The organism is Pseudoalteromonas luteoviolacea DSM 6061, assembly GCF_001625655.1.
GTDB lineage: Bacteria > Pseudomonadota > Gammaproteobacteria > Enterobacterales > Alteromonadaceae > Pseudoalteromonas > Pseudoalteromonas luteoviolacea.
This window is the reverse complement of record NZ_AUYB01000158.1, coordinates 151146-173726: the sequence shown is the minus strand read 5'-3', so window position 1 is coordinate 173726 and position 22581 is coordinate 151146. Positions and strand designations below refer to the sequence as shown.

At 43.0% G+C, this 22581-nt stretch carries 19 protein-coding genes, 1 CRISPR repeat array and 1 riboswitch; of the genes, 16 read left to right on the top strand and 3 right to left on the bottom strand.

Annotated features, from left to right (window positions below; translation table 11 throughout):
* Window positions 1–2 precede the first annotated feature (2 nt).
* The 10 genes from cas6f to N475_RS24865 all read left to right on the top strand — a co-directional run bounded on the left by cas6f (window position 3) and on the right by N475_RS24865 (window position 14548).
* Complete coding sequence (gene cas6f / locus N475_RS24910) at window positions 3–641, top strand: type I-F CRISPR-associated endoribonuclease Cas6/Csy4 (protein WP_063357425.1); 639 nt, start codon at window positions 3–5, stop codon at window positions 639–641.
* A 150-nt stretch (window positions 642–791) separates the two neighbouring features.
* A CRISPR array of direct repeats spans window positions 792–2739; the repeat unit is 28 nt; unit sequence CTTCACTGCCACACAGGCAGCTTAGAAA.
* Window positions 2740–3501: 762 nt separating this feature from the next.
* Window positions 3502–4275, top strand: coding sequence for an SDR family NAD(P)-dependent oxidoreductase (locus N475_RS24905; RefSeq protein WP_063357426.1), 774 nt, complete (start codon window positions 3502–3504; stop codon window positions 4273–4275).
* Window positions 4276–4281: 6 nt separating this feature from the next.
* Window positions 4282–5280, top strand: a complete 999-nt coding sequence (locus N475_RS24900; protein ID WP_063357427.1) for an AraC family transcriptional regulator — start codon at window positions 4282–4284, stop codon at window positions 5278–5280.
* Window positions 5281–5401: 121 nt separating this feature from the next.
* Entirely contained in the window at window positions 5402–6418 is a 1017-nt protein-coding gene (locus tag N475_RS24895) for a serine hydrolase domain-containing protein (RefSeq protein WP_063357428.1), read from the top strand.
* A 163-nt stretch (window positions 6419–6581) separates the two neighbouring features.
* Window positions 6582–6965, top strand: coding sequence for a DUF1842 domain-containing protein (locus tag N475_RS24890; protein WP_063357429.1), 384 nt, complete (start codon window positions 6582–6584; stop codon window positions 6963–6965).
* 154 nt (window positions 6966–7119) lie between these two features.
* Window positions 7120–7304, top strand: a riboswitch (cobalamin riboswitch).
* 99 nt (window positions 7305–7403) lie between these two features.
* Window positions 7404–8030 carry a hypothetical protein gene (locus N475_RS24885; RefSeq protein ID WP_063357430.1) on the top strand — a complete coding sequence of 209 codons (627 nt, stop codon included), beginning with the start codon at window positions 7404–7406 and terminating at the stop codon, window positions 8028–8030.
* Window positions 8020–9366 (top strand): cobyrinic acid a,c-diamide synthase CobB, encoded by a 1347-nt coding sequence (locus N475_RS24880; protein WP_155730908.1) that lies wholly within the window; start codon window positions 8020–8022, stop codon window positions 9364–9366. Before N475_RS24885 ends, N475_RS24880 begins: the two co-directional genes overlap by 11 nt.
* Window positions 9359–10222 carry a cobalamin-binding protein gene (locus N475_RS24875; RefSeq protein ID WP_227008513.1) on the top strand — a complete coding sequence of 288 codons (864 nt, stop codon included), beginning with the start codon at window positions 9359–9361 and terminating at the stop codon, window positions 10220–10222. The genes N475_RS24880 and N475_RS24875 overlap by 8 nt, the downstream gene beginning before the upstream one ends.
* Window positions 10223–10569: 347 nt before the next feature.
* The gene (locus N475_RS24870) at window positions 10570–12660 is read left to right on the top strand and encodes a S8 family serine peptidase (RefSeq protein WP_081215949.1); all 2091 of its coding nucleotides are present in this window, start codon (window positions 10570–10572) and stop codon (window positions 12658–12660) included.
* A gap of 265 nt (window positions 12661–12925) precedes the next feature.
* Window positions 12926–14548 carry a S8 family serine peptidase gene (locus N475_RS24865; protein ID WP_063357432.1) on the top strand — a complete coding sequence of 541 codons (1623 nt, stop codon included), beginning with the start codon at window positions 12926–12928 and terminating at the stop codon, window positions 14546–14548.
* 210 nt (window positions 14549–14758) lie between these two features.
* Here N475_RS24865 and N475_RS24860 read toward each other — a convergent pair whose 3' ends face one another.
* Entirely contained in the window at window positions 14759–14971 is a 213-nt protein-coding gene (locus N475_RS24860) for a putative antibiotic biosynthesis monooxygenase (RefSeq protein WP_063357433.1), read from the bottom strand.
* 26 nt (window positions 14972–14997) lie between these two features.
* The gene (locus N475_RS24855) at window positions 14998–15684 is read right to left on the bottom strand and encodes a pirin family protein (protein WP_063357434.1); all 687 of its coding nucleotides are present in this window, start codon (window positions 15682–15684) and stop codon (window positions 14998–15000) included.
* 122 nt (window positions 15685–15806) lie between these two features.
* On the opposite strand from N475_RS24855, the gene N475_RS24850 reads away from it, so the two are divergent.
* The 6 genes from N475_RS24850 to N475_RS24825 all read left to right on the top strand — a co-directional run bounded on the left by N475_RS24850 (window position 15807) and on the right by N475_RS24825 (window position 21984).
* Window positions 15807–16712, top strand: a complete 906-nt coding sequence (locus tag N475_RS24850; RefSeq protein ID WP_063366135.1) for a LysR family transcriptional regulator — start codon at window positions 15807–15809, stop codon at window positions 16710–16712.
* Between the two features lie 72 nt (window positions 16713–16784).
* The gene (locus tag N475_RS24845; protein WP_063357436.1) at window positions 16785–17198 is read left to right on the top strand and encodes a VOC family protein; all 414 of its coding nucleotides are present in this window, start codon (window positions 16785–16787) and stop codon (window positions 17196–17198) included.
* A gap of 126 nt (window positions 17199–17324) precedes the next feature.
* Window positions 17325–17930, top strand: a complete 606-nt coding sequence (locus N475_RS24840; protein ID WP_063357437.1) for a glutathione S-transferase family protein — start codon at window positions 17325–17327, stop codon at window positions 17928–17930.
* Between the two features lie 505 nt (window positions 17931–18435).
* The gene (locus tag N475_RS24835; RefSeq protein WP_063357438.1) at window positions 18436–19182 is read left to right on the top strand and encodes a hypothetical protein; all 747 of its coding nucleotides are present in this window, start codon (window positions 18436–18438) and stop codon (window positions 19180–19182) included.
* A gap of 178 nt (window positions 19183–19360) precedes the next feature.
* Complete coding sequence (locus tag N475_RS24830; RefSeq protein ID WP_063366134.1) at window positions 19361–20737, top strand: winged helix-turn-helix domain-containing protein; 1377 nt, start codon at window positions 19361–19363, stop codon at window positions 20735–20737.
* Between the two features lie 92 nt (window positions 20738–20829).
* On the top strand, window positions 20830–21984 hold the full coding sequence (locus tag N475_RS24825; RefSeq protein ID WP_063366133.1) for an outer membrane protein assembly factor BamB family protein: 1155 nt from the start codon (window positions 20830–20832) through the stop codon (window positions 21982–21984).
* Between the two features lie 114 nt (window positions 21985–22098).
* On the opposite strand, the gene N475_RS24820 is transcribed toward N475_RS24825, so the two are convergent.
* Window positions 22099–22482: a hypothetical protein gene (locus N475_RS24820; protein WP_063357441.1), complete on the bottom strand. Its 384-nt coding sequence runs from the start codon at window positions 22480–22482 to the stop codon at window positions 22099–22101.
* Between the last annotated feature and the right edge of the window lie 99 nt (window positions 22483–22581).

Below are 22581 nucleotides of genomic sequence, written 5' to 3'. Positions count from 1 at the left end.
AGATGAACTACTACCAAGAAATCACTTTATTGCCCGATGCTGAAATACCGCTTGGATTTATATGGCAAAATGTGTTTCAACAAGTGCACATTGCGCTTGTTGAGAACAAAGTTGGTCCCCATCAATCTGAGATAGCCGTTGGCTTTCCTGAATATGGTCAAAATGGCTTTCCACTTGGCAGTAAGCTGCGTTTGTTTGCTAAAAATCAAGCACAGTTAGAAAAGTTAAACATAAATAAATGGTTAACTCGTCTAGAAGATTATAGTCATGTAAAAGCCATAAAATCCGTACCCAAAGAAGCCACTTGGGTGAGTTTTTCTCGTCAACATATAAAGTCGCCTGAGCGTATTGAGCGTGAGATGCAAAAAAAGGCTGAACTATGGTCTGCTAAAAGTGGTAAATCACTTGAGGAGTGCTTACTTGCACTTGAAAAAAGCAAACCAGATATCCATAGCAAATTGCCATTTATTTATTTGCATAGTCAGCAAACGAAAGCACGAAAGCCGGATAAAAACAGTAAGTTCCCAATGTTCATAAAAAAGCAAGAAGTGGATACTCTTTATCAAGGATTATTTGATTGTTATGGCTTAAATAGTAAACGCAATAAAGATAATGACATTGGCTGCGTACCTCACTTTTAACCAATAAAGGGTGTTTTTACCCTTTATTTTCGCTCTTTTAAAATCTGCATATAATACAAGGAGTTGCGATAGGTTGTTTTTAACAAGGTAAAAATAGGATTTTTACTTTAATGGTCTGTTGCAACTTATTTTTTTTTCATTTACTCTATACTTCACTGCCACACAGGCAGCTTAGAAAATCCAGCTTGATATGTCTAAGAATCGCGAGCTCTTCACTGCCACACAGGCAGCTTAGAAAATCAAACAATGTATTCAATGTTAACCCCATATCTTCACTGCCACACAGGCAGCTTAGAAAATTCATGGTGGCGATACCTTCGCGCATATCCCCTTCACTGCCACACAGGCAGCTTAGAAACACCAACTGGCTATCTTCGTAAATCTCAGAGACTTCACTGCCACACAGGCAGCTTAGAAACTGAGCAGGTGCTGCTTCATATGTTCTGTTTTCTTCACTGCCACACAGGCAGCTTAGAAAAACACCATCAGCCATTGAGCGTGTTATAGTTTCTTCACTGCCACACAGGCAGCTTAGAAAAAAAGTGTCAAACGGAGCTGCGGTATCTTCTTCTTCACTGCCACACAGGCAGCTTAGAAATGAACGCGATATTAAACAAAAGTTTCTCTGCTCTTCACTGCCACACAGGCAGCTTAGAAAAGTTTCAACAATGCAGTAAACACTATCTAGAGCTTCACTGCCACACAGGCAGCTTAGAAAGCGATTAACAGTGCGAGGGATGACGTTCTCGTCTTCACTGCCACACAGGCAGCTTAGAAAACCCATCAAACGTTGGTCATTTAATAGAGAGCCTTCACTGCCACACAGGCAGCTTAGAAATTGCTCGTCTTCATCTTCACAACCGTCATAGCCTTCACTGCCACACAGGCAGCTTAGAAATATATCCACTCTCAGGTAGCCATCTGCATTCTCTTCACTGCCACACAGGCAGCTTAGAAAGTTGTAGGTGCTATCGGCTTATCAAAAGTTTTCTTCACTGCCACACAGGCAGCTTAGAAATTCAAGGTATGCGGTAATGCGATGGTTGCAATCTTCACTGCCACACAGGCAGCTTAGAAAGTTATAGCCAGTGGCCATGATGTGAATAGTCCCTTCACTGCCACACAGGCAGCTTAGAAATGTTTTGTACGATATTTCAATAGCTTTTCTTTCTTCACTGCCACACAGGCAGCTTAGAAATGTTTTGTACGATATTTCAATAGCTTTTCTTTCTTCACTGCCACACAGGCAGCTTAGAAATTAGCAAATCTGCACCACTCACCAAAGCTGCACTTCACTGCCACACAGGCAGCTTAGAAAATCCTCGCAAAAGTCGGCAATTTCGATATTTTCTTCACTGCCACACAGGCAGCTTAGAAATGCATCATAAATTCAAAAACAATAGAGAGCAGCTTCACTGCCACACAGGCAGCTTAGAAAACAGGGACTAACGTACCTATTACAGTAGAAACCTTCACTGCCACACAGGCAGCTTAGAAATCACTTACCAGATTTGCATGAGAAAAAAGAAACTTCACTGCCACACAGGCAGCTTAGAAAATTAAAACATGGCCCGAGCACAACTATAGACTCTTCACTGCCACACAGGCAGCTTAGAAATCAGCGCATGATTGTTGGCGGAGATGTTAAGACTTCACTGCCACACAGGCAGCTTAGAAAGAACAAACTGACAACTTAATGATTTTGTCGAGCTTCACTGCCACACAGGCAGCTTAGAAATGTAATTGTATTAATGAGCGCATTAGCTTTAGCTTCACTGCCACACAGGCAGCTTAGAAAATTGCTAGCCTTTTCAATAATTTCAATTAAAGCTTCACTGCCACACAGGCAGCTTAGAAAGAGCTCACCAGATTATGAGCAAAGAACATTTACTTCACTGCCACACAGGCAGCTTAGAAAATCATCTGTGCCACATGGCATGCGGTCAACAACTTCACTGCCACACAGGCAGCTTAGAAAGCACCAGCCACGCCAGCCGCACCAGCCAAAACCTTCACTGCCACACAGGCAGCTTAGAAATAGCCTTATTGTTAAGCTCAACCTCTCTTAACCTTCACTGCCACACAGGCAGCTTAGAAATTAAATCAAATTATAAACCAGCGTAAACACATCCCTGATGACTCTCACCCAGAGAAAGCATCCATGCTTTCTCGTTCAAACCTAGCCAAGCTGCGCGCACTCGCTTGACTCGAGGCGGTTTTCACCCACACAGGCAGCTTAGAAATTAAATCAAATTATAAACCAGCGTAAACACATCTCTGATGACTCTCACCCAGAGAAAGCATCCATGCTTTCTCGTTCAAACCTAGCCAAGCTGCGCGCACTCGCTTGACTCGAGACGGTTTTCACCCACACAGGCAGCTTAGGTGATGAGCGACCGAAACGAAGTTTCGCAGCGCGAGGAGTGAGTCGCTTAGAATAAGGTCATGGATGACCGATGTAACCAAGCTCCATGGAAGGATTTCAGCTCCGAGTTAGCTATGTATTCCGCTTCACTGCCATACAGGCAGCTTAGAAATTGAATCAAATTATACATCAGCGAAAACACATCCCTGATGGCTCTCACCCAGAGAAAGCATCCATGCTTTCTCGTTCAAACCTAGCCAAGCTGTGCGCACTCCCTTGACTCGAGATGGGTTTCAGCTTCGTGCTAGCCAGAGTTTATGTTTGGGTCTATATATCGGTCCCATAAAAATTGTAATGGGGGTTTCCACTTTGGCGCTCATTGATACTCTCTGTCACCTTTTGCATACTTTGTGTCGTGATCTGTCAGTGTGTGGCGTGCTTTGATTGCATATACTGTGTGTCATCAATCAACGGGGTTTATAGAAGGTAAAACAGATGGCAAATACGGCACTAATAACGGGCGCATCGGGCGGCATTGGTTTGGAACTGGCACATCTGCATGCGCAGCAAGGCGGTGATGTGGTATTAGTAGCGCGCTCTGAAGACAAACTCAAGACGTTAGCGAGTGAGATAGAGGTTAAATACAATGTGTCGGCAACGGTGATCAGTGAAGACTTGTCAGACCCACTTTCAGCGCAGCGCATTTTTGATAAAACAGAGGCATTAAATCTGCAAATTGACGTGCTGATCAATAATGCCGGTTTTGGTGGCCATGGTATTTTTTATGAGCGTGAGCGTACGTTGGATCAGCAAATGATCCAAGTTAACATTACAACCTTAACTGATTTAACGCACTTGTTTGTAAAAGGAATGGTAGCGCGTAAGTCGGGCCGTATTTTAAATGTCTCGTCGACCGTCTCATTTTTACCTGGCCCACTGCAAGCGGTATACTATGCGACAAAAGCCTTTGTGACTTCCTATACTCAAGCTATTGCAGAGGAGCTTTCAGGGACTGGGGTGACGGCAACGGCACTTTGCCCAGGTGCTGTGGATACTGGCTTTGTGGCCGCGGGTAATCTAGATGGTGTGGATGTGTGGAAAAACGCCAGATCGGCGCGCTCTGTGGCTGAGTGTGGTTACAAAGCCATGCAACAGGGTAAACTAGTGGCTTTTAACGAGCGCAAACTACAGTTCTTATTAAATTGGGTAACGCCATTTCTACCAAGAAAAATGGTACTTAAATTGTCTCGCCAATCAATGGAAAAGTAACAAGATATGAAAATATCCAGCAAATTTAGTATTTATGCCAACTGTAAAATCTTGCTTAAAGACATGGATATTGATGTGCAAGCTGTTGTGGCTTATTCCAAACTACCAGCGGACATCTTAAATCGTGAAATAGCCTATTTGACCCCACAAGAATACTTTGCGTGGTGGGCTGCTATTGAGCAAGTTGCTGAAGGGCGAGATGTCCCCTTGCTGGTAGCAGAGCATTTATCTGTGGAAGTGTTTGATGCGCCCCTCTTTGCTGCGATGTGTAGCCCGCATTTGCTTACTGCGCTTAAGCGGATTCAGCTCTATAAGCCACTCAGAGGCCCCATGAAAATGAATTTGGACGGTGACGACAAAACCACCAAAATGTCGCTGTATTGTTATGGTTTTGATGGGTTTGTGCCCAATGTGTTGGCGCTGTCTGAAATGGTATTTTTTACCAAACTCGCCAGAATGGCCACGCGTCATCACGTTGTGCCAGTGAAGGTTACACTGCCTGAGCTACCCAAAAATATGGCGGCGTACGAAGCGTTTTTTGGTTGCACTCCTGTGTTGGGTAATGAGCTCTCTATTACCTTTCAAAATGAAGATGTAGAGCGACCATTTTTAACCGCTAATTCAAGCATGTGGGGCTACTTTGAAGAAGGGCTCAAAAAGAAATTGGCAGATCTTTCCGGTACTGCGACTACTGTGGAGCGGGTGCGTGCGGTATTGGTTGAATCACTGCCTGCGGGCGAAAGCGCGATTGATGTGGTAGCCGCTAAGCTTTCCATGAGCAAACGAACTTTGCAGCGAAAACTCTCTGATGAGCAAACCAGCTATCATGAGGTACTCCAACATGTGCGTTCTCAATTGGCCGAACATTATTTGTCTAAATCACACGTGACATTGGGCGAGATCGCCTTTTTGCTTGGTTATCAAGAGTCAAACTCATTTATTCGCGCATTTACTGGGTGGCATGGGGTGTCACCGGGTAGTTATCGCGAGCAATTGGCCTCATAGCCAAAGCTATGTCTGTTTAGAATGAAAGATTTCATTCTAAACATTTGGTTACGTTATACATTTTGTCGTTTAATTCAGAGTGTGCTGCAATAGATTTTGTATCCAAGTGATAGGGGAAGCTATGCAGTTCACGGACAAAGAAATCAGCACCATAGACAAAGTCGTTACCAGCTTTGCACCTAATACGGAGTTGGCGGTAGCCAAGCTTGTGGAAGGTGATAGTCAGTATTATGGCACAAGGTGTGGTGCTCATGGTGCCGAGCCTGTTGAGAATCACAGTTCAGTATTTGAAATTGGTTCTTTGACCAAGTTAATGACTAGCTCGGTGCTTGCTCAAATGGTATGTGAAGGCAAAGTGATGCTAGATGAGCCTATCAATAGCAAGCTTGATATTCCTATCTTAGATAATAAACAAATCACATTTGGGTCTTTGGCTACGCATACGTCAGGGTTACCGCGGTTGCCGCCTGGGTTACTCTGGCAGGCACTATTTAAACGTCGTCACAACCCATATGAAGCTTACCTGCGTGATGACTTGTTACATCACTTAGCACATACCATAAAGCTAGGTAAGACAAATAAAATGCATTATTCCAATTTAGGGGCTGGGATGCTGGGCTATGTGCTGTCTGAATTGGAAGGCTGTAGTTATACGGATCAGATCCAAAATAGGCTATTTAAACCTTTAAATATGCGTTACTCATTTACCAATTGGCGAGATGTAGCCGGTGAGTTGGTCATTGGTATTGGCAAAAATGGGGAACCGACGAACAATTGGGATCTTGGCGTTTTACAAGGGGCGGGAGCGGTACTTTCTTGTGTAAAAGACCTTGTCCAGTATGCCCATGTACAATTTGAACAAACTAGTCCATGGGTTAAATTACAACAGCAAATCGCCTTTGAAAAAGGCTTAGAAAAAGTGGCTTTGGGCTGGTTTGTGCTGGGCAGCAAATCTAAAAATGATCTTTTATATTTTCATGATGGGGGCACCGGTGGGTATAGCTCTGCGATGTTGCTGGACATGGACTCGCAATCTGGCTATATCATTTTATCCAACATTTCTGGGCTGCATAAACTAAAAGGTCAAAAGGTGACAAAGCTGGGTTTTGAACTGATGCGTACACTCAAAGGTTTTTAGTTGTGTACTTTATAAATTTATTTAAAAACAAACAGTAAGAACTTGGTGTAATACAAAAGTAATAGCTTGTAATAGAATAATCTTTATCCAAATCATAAGCTTTTTAACGGCCCAGTGAGGCCTAAACAAATATGATTATTAGTCGATTAAAGAGGATTTTAAAATGGCTAACGAAAGCTTATACCTTGTAAAACTTCAATTCAAATCAGACAACGTGGGTGCAGGCTCAATGGTACTTCAACTAGCTGTTAATCCAGCTACTGGCACACTAAATGGTGGTGCAGAAGGCCATATTTTAGAAGGCACGCAGCACTCTCCAAGTTTTACTGCTCGTGCGTCGGGTCACCTGCATTCTACAGGTTATGGCGGTGTGACAAAAGTTGGGGCGGTTACAGGTCAAGCCGTTGTTTCGTTCTCTGCACCAGCTATTGGGAGTTTTGAAGCGCCTTTTACTGCATCATTTGGTGTTGATAACAGCTGGGAAGGTGAGGGCACCTTCACTGTGGGAGAGCACACATACCCTTGCAAAGTGTCATTACTTGACTAGCACTTAATTGTTGAGTGCCATTTATTCAGGCAAATGAAGTTGCGTTAATCGTATATTTGCCTGAGCTTAATTATTTACTTTTTGATGTCTGTTTTGTCAATACTTCAGCAACAGGTCAGGCTTGTACTGTGCCCCCATTTTAATTTAAATTAGCCGTCTAGACCTTTATTTAGGTGATTGTGCGTTGTAAAACGGCGCAATTTAAACGGGAAACCAGTGTAAACCTGGTGCTGCCCCCGCAACGGTAACTGTGAGCGGTTTATCCACTGTGAAAATGGGAAGGATATACCAACAGCGATGATCAGGAGCCCGGAGACCGGCCTAAATAACTCGAAAACTGCGGTGGGCGGTGAGTTCCGAGTTATTCATGCCTGCTTGAAAATGCTGTTGTGGTGCTTGGGGTCCCCCATCCGTTGAAATTGTTTAACGGATCAAATTATGTCGAAACTAATATATTCCCCTTCTTCTAGGTTGGCTGGTTCTAGCGCTCTTACATGGGGTGTGTTTGCGTTACTTGTGTTGTTGATGATTGCTACCCGCCCTTATCACTTTTCCTCAGCGTTAAACCTGCCCAGTGCCAGTTTAGCGATATTCTTTATCTGTGGTTTATTGCGTAGTTCGCACCGAACTTTTGCCGCTTTTTTTGCACTCAGTGTATTGATTGACTTGGCCAGTAGCTATGCCAGAGGCGCATTTGGTGATTGTATTACGCCGTCTTATCCATTTTTAGTCGTGGGGTATTACGCGATGTGGTGGGCAGGACTCAAAAGCTTTTCGCTGACGCAAGCGATGAGTGGGTTAAAATGGGTACGTCAATACACGCAAACATTGATGATGCTTTGGGGCGCGTCCTCAGTGGCGTTTTTAACTTCAAATGGCAGCTACTACTGGTTGTCTGGCAAATTTGAAGAGCTGTCACTTAGCCAATATTTTGAACGTGTTGCTCAGTATTATACGCCTTATGTGCAAAGTCCTGTTGCTTATGTGGTATTGGCGTTATTTGTTGCAACAGCCTGCCATTATTTAGCGCCAGCACAACGGCATCGTGTGCAAAATGATAAATAACATGCGCCAGTGTCCAGCTTTACTCGTCACTGCACCTAGCTCAGGATCTGGTAAAACCACCATCACCGCCGCCATTGCTCGTTACTTTACGCGGCAAGGTAAAGTTGTGCAGGTGTTTAAAGTTGGCCCTGATTTTATTGATCCCATGATTTTAGAAGCGGCGTCTGGTCGACCTGTTTATCAGTTAGATTTGTGGATGGTGGGCAAAGCGCAGTGCCAGCAAATGCTGTTTGATGCAGCGGGGCAAGCAGATTTAATTTTAATTGAAGGTGTAATGGGGCTATTTGATGGCAGTCCCAACAGTGCTGATGTCAGCCTCGAATTTGGCGTACCAATACTTACAGTGATTGATGGCAGTGCGATGGCACAGACTTTTGGTGCCTTGGTTTTTGGGTTGATGCATTATGCTCCGCAGCTTTGTTTTTATGGTGTTATCGCAAACAAAATTGCCGGGGAGTATCACGCCAACTTAGTGTTAGAGAGCATCAAAGATCCAGATATTAAAACCCACTACTTCACCAGAGATACAGCACTCAGTTTACCTGAGCGCCACTTGGGGCTGATGCAGCCAAGCGAATTGACGGATATCACAGAGCGGCTTGACCTTGTCGCTGATAAAATCACTAGCAGTGATTTTGCGACTTTACCCCCTGAAGTCGTTTTTTGTGCGCCAACATCATCATTATTAGAGGGTGATGAAGTCTCTGGAGCGCTGCTGAATAAGCGTATTATTGTTGCTAAAGATAACGCATTTGGGTTTTTGTATCACGCTAATATCAAGCTACTTGAGCGAGCTGGCGCACAAATAGTGTATACCTCGCCATTACATGACAAGCGGCTACCTGAAGGGGATGCGCTATATCTGCCGGGTGGTTATCCAGAGGTATATGCTCAGCAGCTTAGTAAAAACATGCTTTATATTGAGTCACTTAAGCATTTTGTGACGCAAGATAAGCCAATTTTGGCCGAATGTGGAGGTATGTTGTATTTATTAGATGAGCTAGAGACAGAAAATACCCATTTTAATATGTGTGGTGTATTAGAAGGAAAAGCAGCAATGAATACGCGTCTAAGTGCAGTAGGGCAACAAAGTGCGACAATATTAGCAAACGACACAAATTTTACTGTACGCGGTCATAGCTTTCATTACTCTAGTGCAGATATCGCCTTAAAACCAATTGCGCAAAGTGTATATTATCCCCATAAGCGCCAAGGAGAAAATATATATCAGCGCTCATCAGTACTTGCATCCTATATGCATTGGTATTTCGATAGTTGCCCTGCGTTTTTTATTCATTTTTTCAATCAAACCTTAGAGTTACAATCCAATGAGTGAGCTTGACCAAACCCAATTACAACATAATGATATGGTGGACTTTTCACCGCCAACATGGCCCACGCGCATCATTTGTTTAACCGAAGAGACTACCGAAGCACTATATCTAATGGGAGAAGATGCGCGTATTGTTGGGGTGTCTGCTTATGCTATGCGCCCAGAGCGTGTAAAAAAAGAAAAACCTAAGGTATCGGCATTCGTAGATGCGCGCATTGAAAAGATCCTCGATTTAAAGCCTGATCTGGTCTTGGCTTTTTCTGATATTCAAGGGAATATTGTGCGAGATTTAGTCAAACAAGGTGTGGACGTACACTGTTTTAACCACCGCAGTATAGCTGGGATCATGCAAATGATCCGCACACTCTCTGCACTGATTGGCGAACCCCAAAAAGGCGAAAAACTGGTTGCTGAACTCAATCAGTCACTGGCGCAAATACAGCTCAGTGCCGCGCAATTGAAGATCAAGCCTCGCGTGTATTTTGAAGAGTGGTTTGATCCACTTATTACTGGGATCTCTTGGGTAAGTGAACTGGTTGAACTAGCCGGTGGTATTGATTGCTACAAGGAATTTGCCAGTGAGTCGTTGGCAAAAAATCGTATTATCGCCAATACCGATGAAGTCATAGATAAGCAGCCAGACATCGTTATAGCTTCTTGGTGTGGCAGGCGTTTCAATAAGGGTAAGCTTGTGAGCCGCGCTGGCTGGGATCGGATCCCTGCGATTAAAAGTGATGATGTTTACGAGATAAATTCGGCTGATATTCTGCAACCTGGACCAGCAGCTTTGACTGACGGAGTGAAAGCTATTCATAAAATTATTGCAAATTGGGCGCAAAAACGGCCCGAATCTAACTAAGTTACCCTATCAACCGTCGCCACCTATTCCACGGTGGCAGCTTTTGCTTTGTCTTACCTGTCTACACAGAGAACGTGGCGTCCAGTCATATCACGTTGGTTAATTAAAGGTTAAAAATACGTATACAATAAATGATTTATTGTATACATTATATTCAGTTTGTGATTTCTAAAGAACTATTAATCAAATACTAAGACAAACCTTTAATCAGCCTGTGATAAAGCGGCCTTGTGGTATACCTAGCGCTTATAGCTGTTCACACGTGGATTAAGTAAGACGTGTTTTGTGGCACTTGTCCATTGAGTGCCTACAAATCACTTAATTATGAGCATGTAAGGACAGTCATCATGTACAAAACATATTTGAGTAAAGAATTGCGACTATGCGGTAAGCTATCGATTGTAAAGTTGGGGTTGTTAGGTGCTTTGTTGTCTAATCCAACGTTTGCAGAAGAGCGAGTACAGCGATATATCGTTAAATTGAATGATGAAGTTCTATCTCAGTATATTGGCCTGCAAGGATTACAAGGTGAAGAAGCCGTGGAGGCTAAGAACCAGCTCATGTACAACTTTGCCAGCCAAGTTAACAGCCAAATCATTCGGGCTTTACCTCATCAAAATGCATTTTCTGCAATGCTATCAGCACGTCAATACCACGCGTTATTGAAAAGCCCAAGTACCGATTTTATTGAGTTGGACCCAAAGCGATATTTGGCATCTGAATCTATTCCGTATGGGATTGAAATCGTTCAAGCAAGGCAATTGTCAGATGCACAAGCTGGTAACATCAAAGTGTGCGTGATGGATACGGGCTACACACCAGAACACCCTGATTTACCTGAGCAGGGAGTAACGGGAGATGATGGTCATGGTGATTACGACACGGGAGATTGGTTCCATGATGGGCATGGACATGGGACGCATGTTGCAGGAACCATTGCGGCGCTCGGTGGTAATGGATTGGGTGTTGTTGGGGTGAACCCTTCGGGCAGGCTAGGGTTGCACATTGTTAAGGTATTTGACGACAAAGGACAGTGGACGTACGGATCTGAAATTGCCTATGCCGTAGAACAGTGTGCCGAGGCAGGGGCCGATATCATCAATATGAGTTTAGGGGGAACGTCTTTTTCTGTAGTTGAAAATGAAGTGTTCAATCGCACTTATGCTGAAGGGGTTTTGCATATTGCTGCTGCGGGTAATAATGGTTCTTCAATGGAGCATTACCCTGCCTCATATGACAATGTGATTTCGGTTGCTGCGGTTGATCAGCACCGTAATCGTGCGAGCTTCTCGCAGTTTCATGGGCAGGTAGAACTTGCTGCACCGGGCGTAGAAGTGAATTCAACCCTGCCCGGCAATCGCTATGCAGCGTGGAGCGGAACGTCCATGGCGACACCGCACGTGACTGGTGTTGCAGCATTGGTGTGGAGTAATCATCGTGAGTGCTCTAATGCGCATATTCGCGATGCCTTGGTTTTAAATGCATTGGATCGTGGCAATCTGGGTCGTGACCAATACTATGGCTATGGGATCGTTCAGGCTAAAGCCGCCAGTGATTACCTAACCGTACATGGATGTGAAAGCAATTTAAATCAACAGCCTGTCGCGAGTTTTAGTCATTCATCAGAATCACAAACGGTATCGTTTTTTGATCAGTCCACAGATGACAGCGCTGTAATTAGCCACTATTGGCAGTTTAACGATGCCAATAACCCTAAAAATGATACATCGACAGAGCAAAACCCAACATACACTTATGTGAATGACGGTCGTTATTACGTTACTTTGCTGGCTACCGATGCACAAGGTAAGGCCAGTATCAGTCAGCAGGAAGTAATTGTAGACAGTGGGCTGCCCGATGAGTGTGAGGGCCTACCTATGTTTTCTGTTCATCAATCATATGGCACTGGCGATAGGGTATTTTTCCAAAACTACAAATACGTTGCTAGGCAAGACACCTTTGCAACTTATCCAACGCGATACCCTGATATTTGGCGTAAACAAGGCCGTTGTTATGCTGAAAATGTATCTCCTACGGCGGATTTTAGTGCACAAGCCAATGGGTTGAGTGTGACCTTTATTAACAATTCTTGGGATGACAATGGCATTGTAAGCCATGTATGGGATTTCGGTGATGGCCACACTTCGTCTGCTGCTTCGCCAATCCATACTTATGCCAAAAAGGGAGAGTATGCAGTAACTTTGACAGTACAAGATCAGGCGCTGCTTTCTAGCACTAAAGAGCTCAAAATTTCCATTGATAAAGACGCGCAAACCTGTGGCGGGTTACCCGCTTGGCAAGCCGATAAAACCTACGTGAAAGACGATCAAGTCCATCTAAATAATGTTAAGTACACAGCGAAATGGTCTACCCGTAAAAACCCTGAGCAAAATTCAGGGCGCTGGGACGTTTGGGTCAACAATGGAGTATGTCATTAATTCGGTTTCATTACTTATCAATCAGCAGGTATAGAGGCACAGAAGTGAAAGCAATACACTCTATCTCTTCGTATTGCAGACCTCTTTGTGCAACTGTTCATGCCGTTTGGTATTAGCTAACCAACCTAGGGTGGGTTCGCCCACCTTTTTATTCCAGTTATCTCGGCCACCAATTGTGTGGCCGAGATATTCAATTCAGCGCCATTAAATTGATTGATGAACACTTGCTAGGTAATTCCAAGTGATAAATAGGGAAATAAACACTATGACAATCAGACTTTCTCCAATAATTTTAGCCATATCAGCTCTGTCTAGTTTTATCAGCCTAGCTCAGCCTGACGCCAAGCGGTATATTGTGAAGGTTAAAGATTTCGGGTGGTCGCAGACGGCTTATACACCAATTGATCCCGCACGAGCTGCTAGGTTTGTATCGGCACGCCTAGAACAAATTGCGGCACAATCGGAGTTACATATCCAAAAAAAACTCACGCTGATCAATGCTATGAGTATTAAGTTGACTGAGCAACAGTTTACTGAACTCGCGAGCCAACCTGACATTGAGTTTATTGAGCTCGACCCAATCCGCCTTGCGTACGCTGAAGAGACACCATACGGAGTTGTCATGACGCAAGCTAACCTTGTTAGCCCGCCGCAAACTAGTACCAAAAAAGTATGTGTTATAGACAGTGGTTATAGTTATGGGCATCCTGATTTGCCGACCCACAATGTGACCGGAGCCAGCAACTTTGGTACGTTAGAAACTGGTGATTGGCGTAAAGACGGTCTTGGTCATGGCACGCATGTTGCGGGCACTATTGCAGCACTAGGCAGCAATGATATTGGTGTTGTCGGTATACATGGAAATGCGCCCCTGCAACTGCATATTGCCAAGGTCTTCAATGATGCAGGGCGCGGCGCGTATGGATCGGATATTATCGCTGCAATAGAGGACTGTTTGGCGCAAGGAGGTCTCGTTACCAATATGAGTTTAGGCGGGCCTCACTATTCACAAGCAGAAAATTTAGCGTTTGAAAGAACTTATCAGCAAGGCATGATCCATGTTGCCGCTGCAGGTAACAATGGCACGAGTATAAAAAGCTACCCTGCGTCCTACACAAACGTTATTTCAGTTGCAGCCGTTGACAGCATAGGTGAAAAAGCGCGGTTTTCTCAGTTTAATGAAGCGGTTGAGCTTGCTGCACCTGGTGTACAGGTTAAGTCGACTAGTAATGATTTGAGTTATAAACTGATGAGTGGCACTTCAATGGCCAGTCCCCATGTTGCAGGTATTGCAACACTTCTATGGAATAAACACCCTGATTGTAGCAATGTACAGCTGCGAGATGCCCTACAGTTTAGCGCCACAGATAAAGGAGACATTGGGCGGGACCACGAATATGGATACGGCATCATCCAAGCGCTTGATGCCGACCGCTATTTGCACAGAGTGGGGTGTGGTAGCTCAAATGGGTCATTACCGGTTGTTGATTTTGAGTACGCCATTTCTTTGCGTAGCGTTACTTTTTCTGAACAGAGTTATGATGATAAACAAATAGTCGCTTTCCTCTGGGATTTTGGTGATGGCCAGCAATCAACACGTTCTAATCCAGTGCATGAATACCGTAATGATGGCCAATATAGGGTAAGTCTGATGGTCACAGATTCAGACAATCAAACCCGAATTAGCGTAAAACATATAATCATTGATAGTGGACTTCCACCACAATGTGAAGGGCATGATTTGTGGTTACCAAATGTGAGTTATCAAATCGGTGATGTGGTGTTTTATCAAAATTACAAATATCGAGCTGTGCATTGGGGAGCTGGTATTCGCCCTGACCGTTACCCTCACTTATGGCAAAAGCTAGGACGTTGCTACGTCCAATGATCAAAGGAAATTTTGTGTTGGTATGCTATTTGAGTGCATATTCCTTGAACCAAAGCAAAATTTATAAAGCTAGGTAGTGTGCACACGCGAATAAATCAGATTTTAATTCAGCTACTTTTGGTATTTGGCGCTGCGCAAAACCCTGTGCAGGTTAAGTGTTAAAACCTTCGTAGAACCACCCATTATGTGGGTGGTTTTGGTTACTCGTCATTACGCGGTTTTCCTTGTCAGCATTTTGACTGCGATGGGCATCACTAAATACGAAATGATGGGTACAATTAGCGCTAAGACTACGGCAACGTGAATAAGTTTATTTGCGCCGATAAAAGGTGCTATCAAGTCGGGTATAAAGTACACCAATGGCAGCAACGTAAAATAGTTTATCAACGCAATAACGTGGGTATTTGGGGCTGCGTGTTTCATAATTGAAAATCCTGTCTTAAATCTAATTAGTAGTGAGCTACCACAAGTAATTGTATGTGAGTGCTTGCTACTATTTTTATACCACTATTTCTAAATAAATCCCCTTCTTTTATGGACACAATCTCACCGTTATGTTGTAACTGAGCACTACCTGAAACCACATAGACTAAGGTTTCTTTATCTAGCTCAATATTTTCATCGTTGTCTAAGTGCACTATATCCATAGTGGTACGGCTTGCAAAGGTATCCGTTTGCGTATTGTTACCACCGTAAATACGTGTCTTCCCTTTGGTTTTTGGCGTATAGGACTTGTAGCCCGCAGCTTCTCTAGCGACTTCAGGTAATGCCCATACTTGTAACATGCGGTTGGGTTGGTTATCTGGGTTGATTTCATTATGACTAAACCCCTCTCCTCCGGCACGTTGTACTTGTACGTCGCCAGCGACAAGGTCTTTACCATGCTCCAAAGAACCTTCGTGACTAACACGTCCTTCTAACACAATTGAAATCACGTCAATTTCACTATGTGGGTGCATGCCTGACTCGCCCTTTGGTAAATAACGGGCATCTGCCAAGTACACCATATTGCCAATGCCTTCGAAGGTTTCTGGCTTTTTACGTCCTGCAAATACGCGGCTATCTGTTACAAGTCTGTGCTCTGTGATCCCTGCAAATCCGCCAAGCTGTAGTGATTCTCTTGAAAGTATGTTCATAGTTGTGTCCTTAATAATTTACTGTGTCGATGTGATGAGCTCAGTGTAAGAAATGCATGTTGTTTTATATATACCCATAAATTAGAATTTCTTTTCCATTTACAACAACAATAGGGCGACGCATGCAAAAAAACGATGTGAATACCATGCTGTTATTTTTGGCTGTAGTAGAGGCTGGAAGCTTTACACTCGCAGCAGAGCGACTCAATATGCCAAAGGCAAATCTGAGCCGTAAAATCTCTCAGCTCGAAGCATCTTTGGGGATCACGTTGTTAGAAAGAACGACTCGTTCTCAGCATTTGACTGAAGCTGGGCAAACTTATTTGGCGCACTGTAAGGAGATAAAAGCCCAAGTAGAATTGGCAAATGCAGCTGTCGAGAAGGCTTTAAACATTGTGTCGGGCGAATTGAAAGTTGGCATGTCTGTGGGTATGGGACACGAAATTCTAAAACCTGTGCTCAGTCAGTTTATGCAAACGTATCCGCAAATTAATTTGTCGCTCAATTTGCTTAATCGCCGTGTAGATGTGATTGAAGAAGGGTTTGATTTGGTGATTCGAATTGGTGCACTCGAAGACTCCAGACTGGTGGCTAAGCGGTTGGGAAAAATCACAAGACGCTTATACGCAAGCCCGCATTATCTTAAGAAGCACGCGGTAGTTGAAGCACCCAAAGCAATTTCAGAATTAGACGTACTACTGATGAGCAGCATTCAAAAAGCTCAGACCATGATACTCAAAAATGGCCACCAAGAGTGTGAAGTTGAAATCCAACCGAGAATGCGTATTGACGATTATGTCGTGTTGAAGCAAATGGTAATCGATGGGGTTGGCGTTGCAATATTGCCGGATTACATGAGCCAAAAAGCGCTTGAGGCAGGTCAATTGGTACAAATACTGCCTGATTGGCAATTACCAGAAGTCGAAGTTTATGCGTTATATCCTAAAAATCGTTTGAACATTCCCAAGGTGAAAATGTTTGTTGACTTCATTCAGCAGGTTTTTACAGCTCGTCTTGATATACATTAAAAATGAAATTAATGCTTTACCTCAAGTTTGGTTGAGCTTTTAAAGTGCAATTAACTTAAAAGGAGAAAGCGTATGTATTTAGAACATGTCAATTTAGTCGTAAAGAGTATTCAAGAGTCACTGCTATTTTATGGTGCAGCATTTCCTCATTGGAGAGTGAGAAGTGAGGGGCATAGTGAGTGGTTTGGCAAGCCAAGACATTGGTTACACTTTGGTGATGATTATCATTATTTGGCGTTTAGCGACCATGGTGAAGGAGACAACCGAGTATTATCGGGCCACCAAGTTGGACTGGGGCACTTTGCTTATGTGGTTAATAATATTGAGGCGGTTGTACAAAGACTTACGAAAGTTGGTTATAAAGTGGATAAACAAGGGAGCGAACACCCTCATAGAAAAAATGTGTATTTTATTGACCCCGATGGTTTTGAAGTGGAGTTTGTCCAGTATCTAAGCGATTTACCCGCAGAGCGCAATAGTGACTAAGCATTTGGCTGAATCTTCAAAAATACTTAATTTACTCAACATGGCGAGTGTGAAAAACTAACTAGAGTACCCCTTTAAAAGGGGAAAAGGCACATTTTTTTAAATCAGGAAAAGGATCCTTTTGGTATGTCAGGCATTAAGCTATATAGTTTTAAACTTTCTGGAAACAGCCATAAAATCAGGCATTTTTTGTCTATCCTTGGGCTGGAGTATGAGTTAATTCTGTTAGATCCACATCTCAAAGAGCACAAATCAGCTGAGTTTTTAGCGATTAACCCGCTTGGTCAAGTTCCCGTATTAATTGATTGCGATGACGTGTATTGCGATTCAAATGCGATTTTAGTCTATCTGGCAGAAAAGTATGACATGAGCGGACAGTGGTACCCACAAGGCGCAAAATTACGCTCAGAGGTACAAAAGTTTTTATCTTTGTCCGCAGGTGAAGTGCTAAATGGGCCTAACTTATACCGTGGTATTAAACATATAGGCAAACCGGGTGATCTTGAACTGACATACGATAAGACAATTAACTTTTTTACATATTTAAATAACCATCTCAGTGAAAAAGTTTACTTATTGGGTGAGGCTCCTACTATTGCTGATATCGCCTTGTACACCTATCCAAAGCTTGCGGTAAAAGCTGGAATAAACTTAACTGACTTTCCTTTTATCGCGGCTTGGTTTGAGCGCATAGAATTAGGCCAACATTTTGTCATAGAGCCCGAAAAGTAAAACGTGTCTATAAACAGAGTATGTTGAGTGTACTCTGTTTTAAATCTTCCAATTATTCATCAACATTGATGTTTTCTCGACTATACCGCTGTTGCAAAAACCTTGTAAATTCTTGCGCTTTGCAACTGAGTGTGCTCTCAGTTCATATTTGATATTTATAGATATATTTTTACAGATTATAAAAATATCTATAAATATCAATTATTAAAGATTTATACCTGTATTAGAGAGAAGGCAATTGAGTGCTTGATTTAATAAGTAAAAATAATTGACTTATTATTTTTTACCGTCATTATTGAAATGCACACAGTGAGTATTAAGCCCTCAATTGGGTGCCTCTTAAGAGTGTAAAAAATAGCTATGTGAGCTCAAGTATTGTTTATTTGGAGTTCTTAATTCTCGGGTTTATTGAGCGCCAAACCATGTGATTTGGTGGAAAAGTGCGCTTAAAATAATTAGTAAAAATAATAGACTTATTAAATGTGTATTTTCAAAGGAGACAGTAATGAAACTAGTACACATCATGGCGGCAAGTGCGCTTGTCACGAGCAGTGTTTATGCTTTAGAGCCAATTTACGACGCGGATAGTAGCGCAGGTAGAACCACACAATACAGTTATGGTCCTGTGACTTCAGTGAGCGTGCAGACTAGCTCAGCACATTACTTGGCGGCATTTATTTCGACGAGCGATCAAGCAAGCTGTACTTCAGCTGCACTGTATGATGAAGCTGGAACTACCTTAGTTTCTCAACTTCAAGTGTCTGATAATAAAGCTGTATATGGAAATGTAGAAGCTGGCTTTGAAACTGTATCTAAGGTATTAAAATTGACTTGTCATGACCAAAATCGCAGCTTTATTGTGCACCATAAAGTCCCTTCGGCGCCTAGCATTCATTATGAAAGAGTATTAGAGGCAGCGAATTGGCAAGCGCCAGGCGACAGAACACCAGGGTTCTATGCTGACGTTACCGTTGTACCTCAGTTGGCCATTAACACTTACGCAGCTGATGGACTGTGCAGTATCGTCGAGTTCAATACTGCCGGGCCAAAATTATTCAATGGTGAATCACAACTGGCCAACATCCATAGCGATTTTTTCAGTCACCGAGCAAAGACAGGCTATGACGCGTATAGCTCAAGCTTAGTTTATGGCATAAAGTGCAGTAATGCTGGTGGCACGACGTTATTAGTCGATGAGTGGAGTGTGTTGGAAACAAGCCAAACTGGTAACTTAAGTACGGACTACTATTAATTTAGTTGTAATAGGGTGGCAGTGTAGCCACCCTGAAATCTATCCCAAATGTTTCAAGTTGTAATTTGTGTAAACAAATCCTTAACAAGCTCCTTCAAGTCCATTATGCTAATGGCGAAATTTCACCCTAGAAATTTTAAATTAAATAACGACAAATTTTTATTCTCAGGTAGGAATTATGCTGAAGACCGCCAATAAAGGACAGTGGGTAATTAATCATCGGCAGTTGAGCCTAGAAAATGGTTTTAAAGTTGTGGAGCTGGACCCAAAGCAGTATGCGTTACTTGTGCTACTGCTAAAATTTAAGCACCAAGATGTCAGTAAAACACAAATTCTTTCAGAGGTTTGGGGGCAAAGAGTTGTAAGTGAAGATGCTATATATGTCGCGGTTAATGGGCTTAGAAAGCTCCTTGGGGATGATGCAAAATCACCAAAGTACATAAAAACAATTTCAGGTGTTGGCTATCGCTGGGTGGGGCCGCCCATTTCAGAACCTTTACCTTCTATGCTAGATAGCTATCTGCTAAAAGCGGTGTTCGGCTTGCTTTTGATAGCCTTAATATTGTTCTGGCAGTTACCTCGACAGCCTGTGGGGGGAGAGGTTCCAGAGCATTTAGTGGAGCCATACAATCAAGCGCGTTACATTATCAGTAACCACCCAGAGGAACTAGAAACGGCTATTAGCTTATTGCAGACAGTTACTGTCGACAGGCCCGACCTAATCGAACCGCTTTACTGGTTGGCTAAAGCATATTTTATGCGATTACAACCGCAAAGCGCTAACTTTCACCGTGACAAATTACAGCTCGAAGTGATTCTACAACGTATTTTAGACTCAAATGAGGATCACAAAGGAGCCAACTTATTGTTTGCTAAACTCATTTTTATGGGAGCAATGGATGTTGAGAGTGCTCAGCCCTACTTCTTGAGGTCCCTGCCAAGTAGTGAAGGGCATCATATGTATGGCCAATATCTATTGGCACAGGGCAAAATACAACAAGCCTTGAAGCATATTCAAAACTATCAATCTCTTGATCCTAATGGTTACTCCAGCGAGAGCGTGGCTTGGGTTTATATGATGAGTCAAAATTTCGATGAGGCAAAAAATGTGCTCGAAAAATTGCGTCCTTATTCAAGTAGCAACCGTTTTTATCACGTATGCTTAAGAGCCATTTATGAACAGTTGGGAGAGTATGAATTAGCAGTAAATGAATTACTCTGGGTGATGAGATACGAAGGATACAACCACGAAGAATTAGCTCAAGTCCAAAGTTTGTTTGATCTACATGGTATGAAAGGAGTCTACCGTTGGTTGCTGTTCCATGATACGCGCAAGGCAGATGTAGGGCACTATACTGCTCCTATGTCATTGGCACGCTATGCGACAGCGATTGGTGACAATCAGTTAGCACTACATTATTTAGAACAATCACGTCTAGCTGGTCAATATGCATTTATGTGGGTTGCGGCTGACCCGCACTTTTTATCGCTTAGAGACGACATCCAGTTTAATGAAATGGTGAATAAATATATTTTAAAACTAGATAAATCATAGTCTTAATATTTTTTAAGAATGTTTTAGAGTTATTTCAGGATTTCATTTATATCACTCGATAGTGTGTTTCAAAATATCAAAAGGAGCACACTATGAAATTACACAAATCGCTTTACCTATACCTGATAACACTAATCCTAGCTGTTATGTCATTTCAACCACTAGCCAAAAGCGGCGACTATTTATATAGCTTTCAAACTGGTAGCGAAAACTGGGGCAGTATTTCACTCAAAGGGCACCTTGCCTATTTTGGCAGCGACAATGGCAAGTTGTATGCGTTTGATGTCGACAGAGCCAAGCTTCGATGGTCCTTTTCGACTGCTGATAAAGTTCGCTCTAAACCTTTGATAGATCAGTACCGTGTTTACTTTAGTAGTGACGATGGGCAACTTTATGCTTTAAATCGCTGGACAGGAGCCTTGCTGTGGCAAGCAAGTTTAAATGATGGTGACTATACGCGGATATTGCCAGCCAACCATGCGCCATGGGCGTTTGACTATACAAAATCTAGTCCGATTGCAGATAGAACCAGTATCTATGTTGGCAGCGCTGATGGTTATTTTTACGCATTTGTAAAACGCACTGGAGAGCTGCGTTGGAAGTTCAAAGTTGGTTCAAAGATCCGGTCGACAGCAACAACTTACCAAGGCTTAGTGTACATCACCAGCTGGGAAGGTGCTGTATACGCACTGGACAAGCATACTGGACAAGTCGTATGGCAACATGAGACACAAGGGGCGATACCCTCGAGCCCTGTTGTCGTTGATGATATTTTAGTGGTTGGGTCAAGAGATACTTATTTGTATGGTTTCTCTGCGTTAAATGGTGCTATCGTCTGGAAAAATGCATTGCCTGGGGGATCTTGGGTAGAATCTAGTGCTGCCGCTGACAAAGATAAAGAGCATTTTTATATCGGAAGCTCAGATGCTAAGTTGTTATTCAAGATAGCCACGCAGTCTGGCGAAATAGTTTGGCAAACATCTACGCCGGGTTGGAGTTGGGGAAAGCCAATTGTGCATAAAGGCCATGTTTATATTGGTTCCACGGGTCACGATGAGCCGGGTTGGTATATTACAAAGCGTGGCTTTTTAGCCGTGGACACAGACTCTGGCGAAATCCTTTGGCAATATCAACCGAATAAAATAGCTGGTTTTGTTCATGGTGGAGTTTATGCGTCTCCAGCTGTGAGTAATTCAAAAGTCTTGGTGCCTGATTTAGATGGGTTTATCCACATCTTTGAAAAGTGATGAAAAACTGCGTAAGCAAATCACTAAAGGAGCATCTAAGGATGCTCCAACTCGGGCTGACTAAACACAACCAAGTACTATTAACCGGTTTATATACTTGATGTGTATAAGTGCTTAGTAAACCGTAGTGTAGTTAACCGTTACATCACCTTCTCTGTAAACGCCGTGCTCTTGATTAAACGTGACGTCGATTTTTACTGTGGCGTAGTCTGTTTGAAGAGAGAAGTTGCCACCGCTTGGTGTTGAATAAGTACACTCGGCTTGAGCATAAAGGTATTCAGCTTGCATCGGTGTTACAAAGTAATAGATTACTTGCTGATTGCAGCTATGAAAACGATAGCCAGCATCTGTTAGATGCGATTTTATCGTTTGATACTTACGACCATATTCCAACACTTCGTCAACGCTTGCGTAACCGGCTTGAGGAGAGAGCTCGTCTGCCGACACATGAGCAACAGCAGCAGTAGCAATAAGTGAGAATAATACGCCAGTTTTCATAGTTTTTTCCTTTTCTGAAGAATTAGAGCCTAAATAGCTCAGTTAATAAAAGTGTATGTGCAGTTGTGCCCTTGTCGTGCCATATCCTTCACAACTTGG

What these genes read in the sequence shown, in the direction of transcription:
- N475_RS24820 (WP_063357441.1), bottom strand. Translation starts at nt 22,482, where the DNA reads ATGAAAACTGGCGTATTATTCTCACTTATTGCTACTGCTGCTGTTGCT.
- N475_RS24840 (WP_063357437.1), top strand. Translation starts at nt 17,325, where the DNA reads ATGTCAGGCATTAAGCTATATAGTTTTAAACTTTCTGGAAACAGCCAT.
- N475_RS24900 (WP_063357427.1), top strand. Translation starts at nt 4,282, where the DNA reads ATGAAAATATCCAGCAAATTTAGTATTTATGCCAACTGTAAAATCTTG.
- N475_RS24890 (WP_063357429.1), top strand. Translation starts at nt 6,582, where the DNA reads ATGGCTAACGAAAGCTTATACCTTGTAAAACTTCAATTCAAATCAGAC.
- N475_RS24905 (WP_063357426.1), top strand. Translation starts at nt 3,502, where the DNA reads ATGGCAAATACGGCACTAATAACGGGCGCATCGGGCGGCATTGGTTTG.
- N475_RS24865 (WP_063357432.1), top strand. Translation starts at nt 12,926, where the DNA reads ATGACAATCAGACTTTCTCCAATAATTTTAGCCATATCAGCTCTGTCT.
- N475_RS24825 (WP_063366133.1), top strand. Translation starts at nt 20,830, where the DNA reads ATGAAATTACACAAATCGCTTTACCTATACCTGATAACACTAATCCTA.
- N475_RS24895 (WP_063357428.1), top strand. Translation starts at nt 5,402, where the DNA reads ATGCAGTTCACGGACAAAGAAATCAGCACCATAGACAAAGTCGTTACC.
- N475_RS24845 (WP_063357436.1), top strand. Translation starts at nt 16,785, where the DNA reads ATGTATTTAGAACATGTCAATTTAGTCGTAAAGAGTATTCAAGAGTCA.
- N475_RS24855 (WP_063357434.1), bottom strand. Translation starts at nt 15,684, where the DNA reads ATGAACATACTTTCAAGAGAATCACTACAGCTTGGCGGATTTGCAGGG.
- N475_RS24875 (WP_227008513.1), top strand. Translation starts at nt 9,359, where the DNA reads ATGAGTGAGCTTGACCAAACCCAATTACAACATAATGATATGGTGGAC.
- N475_RS24830 (WP_063366134.1), top strand. Translation starts at nt 19,361, where the DNA reads ATGCTGAAGACCGCCAATAAAGGACAGTGGGTAATTAATCATCGGCAG.
- N475_RS24885 (WP_063357430.1), top strand. Translation starts at nt 7,404, where the DNA reads ATGTCGAAACTAATATATTCCCCTTCTTCTAGGTTGGCTGGTTCTAGC.
- N475_RS24860 (WP_063357433.1), bottom strand. Translation starts at nt 14,971, where the DNA reads ATGAAACACGCAGCCCCAAATACCCACGTTATTGCGTTGATAAACTAT.
- N475_RS24850 (WP_063366135.1), top strand. Translation starts at nt 15,807, where the DNA reads ATGCAAAAAAACGATGTGAATACCATGCTGTTATTTTTGGCTGTAGTA.
- cas6f (WP_063357425.1), top strand. Translation starts at nt 3, where the DNA reads ATGAACTACTACCAAGAAATCACTTTATTGCCCGATGCTGAAATACCG.
- N475_RS24880 (WP_155730908.1), top strand. Translation starts at nt 8,020, where the DNA reads ATGATAAATAACATGCGCCAGTGTCCAGCTTTACTCGTCACTGCACCT.
- N475_RS24870 (WP_081215949.1), top strand. Translation starts at nt 10,570, where the DNA reads ATGTACAAAACATATTTGAGTAAAGAATTGCGACTATGCGGTAAGCTA.
- N475_RS24835 (WP_063357438.1), top strand. Translation starts at nt 18,436, where the DNA reads ATGAAACTAGTACACATCATGGCGGCAAGTGCGCTTGTCACGAGCAGT.